Source organism: Bradyrhizobium sp. (genome assembly GCF_017881085.1).
Lineage (GTDB): Bacteria > Pseudomonadota > Alphaproteobacteria > Rhizobiales > Xanthobacteraceae > Bradyrhizobium.
Window position 1 is genome coordinate 1 of record NZ_JADGRI010000418.1, and the last position, 3,802, is coordinate 3,802.

Genomic DNA, 3,802 nt, shown 5'->3' on the forward strand with positions numbered 1-3,802 from the left:
TTTGTGCCGCTCGCCGTCACGATGCGGCTGCAGGCGTCCAATGGTCCGGCGATCCAGCTCACCACCGTACGGCTGGTGCCGAAGGCCGCCGAATGAGCTCGATCCCGCGACGCGCGCTGACCGATGAGGCAGGCTTCACGCTGGTCGAAGTGCTGGTGGCGACTCTGCTGATGACGGTGATCCTCGCCGCGCTGGCGACGGTGACCGCACAATGGCTGCCGAACTGGAATCGGGGGATGGTGCGGGTACAGCGTGCCGAACGGCTGGCGCTCGGCCTCGACCGGATCGTCGCGGATCTGTCGGTGGCTGAGATGATGCCGATGAATGGCGAGGCCAAGGTCCCGCTGTTCGAGGGGTCCCAACTGGCCGTCACCTTCGTGCGGACCGCGGTCGGTCCCAACACGCGTCCCGGCCTCGAAATCGTCCGGCTGGTAGAGAAGGCCGACAGCCAGGGTCTCGCGCTGGTGCGCGAGCGCGCGCCGTTCGTGCCGATGCCGGGAGACGCGCAGATCCGTTTTGCCGATCAGGTGGTATTGATCCGTTCGCCGTTTCGCGTGACGTTTTCCTATGCGGGGCCGGATCAGGTCTGGCAGCCGGACTGGCGCGGCCAGTTGCAGTTGCCGGAAAAAATCCGTGTCGCGGTGCGCGACAGCACGACCGGGCAGGTGCTCAGCGTGTCCAGCGCGACCGTCGTTCACGCCGACGCCTGGGCCGAATGCGTGCGGGCGAAAAATGCCGCCGCCTGCCTGACCGCGCGGCTGAAACCGGCCACCGAGAAAAAGGAGGAGCAGCTCTGACGGGCTGTATCTGACGGCATGGAGATCGATTTCGTATCCAGCGGCAAACGGCAGAACGCACGGGGCTTCATTGTCGTCGCCGTACTCTGGATCCTTGCGGCGCTGTCGGCGCTGGTGCTGATCTATCTGACCTACGTCACCAACACCGCCGTCGTCCTGGCCGGCAGCACCGACCGGGTCCAGGCCGAGGCGCTGGAGACCGCCGGCGTTGAACTCACCGCCTATCAGTTGACTTCCGTCAATGAAGCCGTCCGTCCGACCAGCGGCACGTTCAATGCCAGAGTGGGCGCGGGCAGGGTGATCGTGACGTTTCGATCCGAAGCCGCGCGCATCGACCTCAATGCCGCGCCCAAGGGCCTGCTCACGGGCTTGATGGCCGGGCTGGGGGCGGCTCCGTCGGACGCGGCCGGCTATGCCGACCGCATCCTGGCTTGGCGCGCATCGACCGAACTGGGCGATGACGATCCCGAGAACTCCTTCTACCGCACTTCCGGTGTCGCCTATCTCCCGCGACACGCGCCATTTCCGGCCGCAGAGGAGCTATGGCTGGTCAAGGGAATTCCGCCGGCCATTGTGGAGCAGATGTTGCCGTTCGTCACGGTGTTCAGCAATCTCGCATCGGTCAATATTCGCGATGCCGCGCCACAGGTGGTGGCGGCGCTGCCGGGCATGACGCCGGAGAACCTGCAGGAAGTGCTGTCGCAGCGGGCCGATCCGGCGCAGGATCCGCGATCGCTGCCGGGGATCGCCGGCGGCGAGGGGGCGACGCTCGCCGGCTCCAAAACCTATCGGATAACAGTCGGCGTGGATACCGGCAACGGGCGGCGCGGTGCGGCGGAAGCCGTGATCCTGCTTCTCGAAAGCGGCGCCGAGCCTTATCGGATATTGTCATGGCGCAACGCCTCCGACGGTGGCGCGGCGCCGCAAAGGGCCTTTCCGGGATGAAGCAATTTGAAACCATCGGCGCGATCCTCAACGCATGGACCGGCAGCGTGGCCGCCGCGGTGACAGCCGGTTTCGACCGCGTGGTGTCGCCGCGCGTGGTCAGGCTGATCGAAGACGAGCAGGGCGGCTTCGCCGTCGAGGCGGCGGTCAAGGCGGACAATTTGCCGGCGCGGATCGCCTTCGCGGATGGAGCGTTCTCCGCACCCAGTCTCGCGCCTGTCCTGAAGGGAAGCCGGGTCGAGATCGTGCTCCAGCCCACGCGTTTTTTGTTTCGTCCGCTTGAACTCCCGGCACGGGCGGGGGATTTCCTCGAAGGCATCGTGCGCGCCCAGATCGACCGCCTGACGCCGTGGAACGCCAGCGAGGCCGTGTTCGGCTGCAGCGCGCCTTCCGAAAGCGGCACCGAGAGCATCACCACGGTGATTGCGGCTACCACGCGCAAGGTCGCGATGAGCTATGTGCAGGCGGTCTCCGGCTTCCATCCCGCCGCGGTTGCCGTCTGCACCGACGTCGCCGAGCGCAACGCCGGCCGGGTCAAGGTATTCGAGCAGAAGGCGCGCGGACATCTGGACGCCGGTCGCTTGAGCCGGTCGCTCTCGGTCGCGCTCGGGGTCGCGGCCGCGGCCGCGCTACTGTCGGCGACGGCAGCGACCTATATCGCGGATGACCTGGGCGCGCAGGAAAGCGAGCTCGCGCTGCAGATATCGCAGCGGCGTGCCGCCATTCGCTCCGGCAGTGACGGCGACCGCTCGCCGATCGCGGCGCTGGAGCGGCGCAAATATGAGACGCCTGCCAGCGTGCTCGTGCTCGACGCGTTGAGCCAGGTCCTGCCTGACAATACCTACGTGACCGAGCTGCATCTGGCCGGCAACAAGCTGCAGATCGCCGGCATCACCCGCGACGCGCCCTCCCTGATCCCGCTGATCGAGCAATCCCAGCATTTCACCCGCGCCACCTTCTACGCCCCGACGACGCGCTCGTCCTCCGATCCCGGCGAGCGGTTCCATATCGAGGCGCGGATCGAACCGAAGAACACGGCAAACCCATGAACTCCGCAAACGCCATCGCCCGCACGTTGACGCGCTCGCCGCTGATCGCGGTCGTGCTGTATGCCGCCGTACTCGGCGGCTTGCTGGCGACGGCCGGCTTTTCGATCTCCGATATCGTCGGTCATCGGCAGGCATTGGCGCAGACCGCCGACCTCCTGGACCAGTTGCGGGGCCGCAAGCCGCGCGGCGGGGATGCGGCCGCGCTGGCGGCCCAGCATCCGGGCACGCCGTTCCTGGAGGGACCGACCGTTACCGTCGCCGGCGCCACGCTGCTGCAGCGGGTCGCGTCCGCGGTCGGCAATGTCGGCGGAACCATCCAGTCATCGCAGGTCGACGTGCTCGGCACGCAGGCCAGGGACGGCCTGGTCGGGCTGGTCGTCAGTTGCGAGATGGAGCAGCCCGCCCTGCAGAAACTGCTTTACGATCTCGAGGCCGGCATGCCGTTCTTGTTCGTTGATCAGCTCGACGTGCAGGTGCCGCAGACGACGGCCTTGAACGAAAGCGGATCGGGACGGGTCAGGGTCGTGCTCGGCGTGTCCGGGCAGTGGCAGGGCAGCAAATAGACGGAAGCATCCGCCGTTTCTGAAATGACCGCGCCGCCGCGAGTTGGGGGTAGGGTATGGCGCATCGTTTATAAGATTCATTTGATCTTGTTGATGCGGCGCAAGTCCTCATCGATCCGTGACTGCCAATTCCTCCCCTTTGCTTTGTACGCTTCAAGCACCTTTCCAGACAGCCGGAGAGAAACCAGTTTTTTCGTCGGTGCCTTATTCGGACCGCGACCCTTACGGATCGACGCAGCGAGTTCGGGTAAGGCTTCCGCAAATGGTCGCGCCTTAGCAAAGTCTTTCCTGGTCCATTCCGGATTATCGCTCACTTCGCGAAGATCGTTGGCGCTATAACCCTTCTTCTTCTTAGCGTTCGGCATATAGCTTCCTTTCGTTCCTGCTGGCTGGGCGCACGCTGATGACGCTGATAGCCTCCTTACCCAAGGAGACAAACACCACCACG

General features: G+C 65.6%; 5 protein-coding genes. 4 read left to right on the plus strand and 1 reads right to left on the minus strand.

Features of this window, described 5'->3' with window-relative positions; genetic code table 11:
* The first annotated feature begins 92 nt into the window (after nt 1-92).
* From QZ213_RS25770 to gspM, 4 genes are read left to right on the plus strand one after another with little or no spacing between them, the layout of a single operon-like run.
* Complete coding sequence (locus QZ213_RS25770) at nt 93-797, plus strand: prepilin-type N-terminal cleavage/methylation domain-containing protein (protein ID WP_291688885.1); 705 nt, start codon at nt 93-95, stop codon at nt 795-797.
* Nucleotides 798-815: 18 nt separating this feature from the next.
* Complete coding sequence (locus QZ213_RS25775) at nt 816-1,742, plus strand: type II secretion system protein GspK (RefSeq protein ID WP_291688886.1); 927 nt, start codon at nt 816-818, stop codon at nt 1,740-1,742.
* Nucleotides 1,739-2,791, plus strand: a complete 1,053-nt coding sequence (locus QZ213_RS25780; protein WP_291688887.1) for a PilN domain-containing protein — start codon at nt 1,739-1,741, stop codon at nt 2,789-2,791. The genes QZ213_RS25775 and QZ213_RS25780 overlap by 4 nt, the downstream gene beginning before the upstream one ends.
* The gene (gene gspM / locus QZ213_RS25785; RefSeq protein WP_291688888.1) at nt 2,788-3,354 is read left to right on the plus strand and encodes a type II secretion system protein GspM; all 567 of its coding nucleotides are present in this window, start codon (nt 2,788-2,790) and stop codon (nt 3,352-3,354) included. Before QZ213_RS25780 ends, gspM begins: the two co-directional genes overlap by 4 nt.
* A 77-nt stretch (nt 3,355-3,431) precedes the next feature.
* Here gspM and QZ213_RS25790 read toward each other — a convergent pair.
* Nucleotides 3,432-3,802: BrnA antitoxin family protein (locus QZ213_RS25790; protein ID WP_365885326.1), on the minus strand; the 371-nt coding region annotated here is incomplete at its 5' end.

What these genes read in the sequence shown, in the direction of transcription:
- QZ213_RS25780 (WP_291688887.1), top strand. Translation starts at nt 1,739, where the DNA reads ATGAAGCAATTTGAAACCATCGGCGCGATCCTCAACGCATGGACCGGC.
- gspM (WP_291688888.1), top strand. Translation starts at nt 2,788, where the DNA reads ATGAACTCCGCAAACGCCATCGCCCGCACGTTGACGCGCTCGCCGCTG.
- QZ213_RS25770 (WP_291688885.1), top strand. Translation starts at nt 93, where the DNA reads ATGAGCTCGATCCCGCGACGCGCGCTGACCGATGAGGCAGGCTTCACG.
- QZ213_RS25775 (WP_291688886.1), top strand. Translation starts at nt 816, where the DNA reads ATGGAGATCGATTTCGTATCCAGCGGCAAACGGCAGAACGCACGGGGC.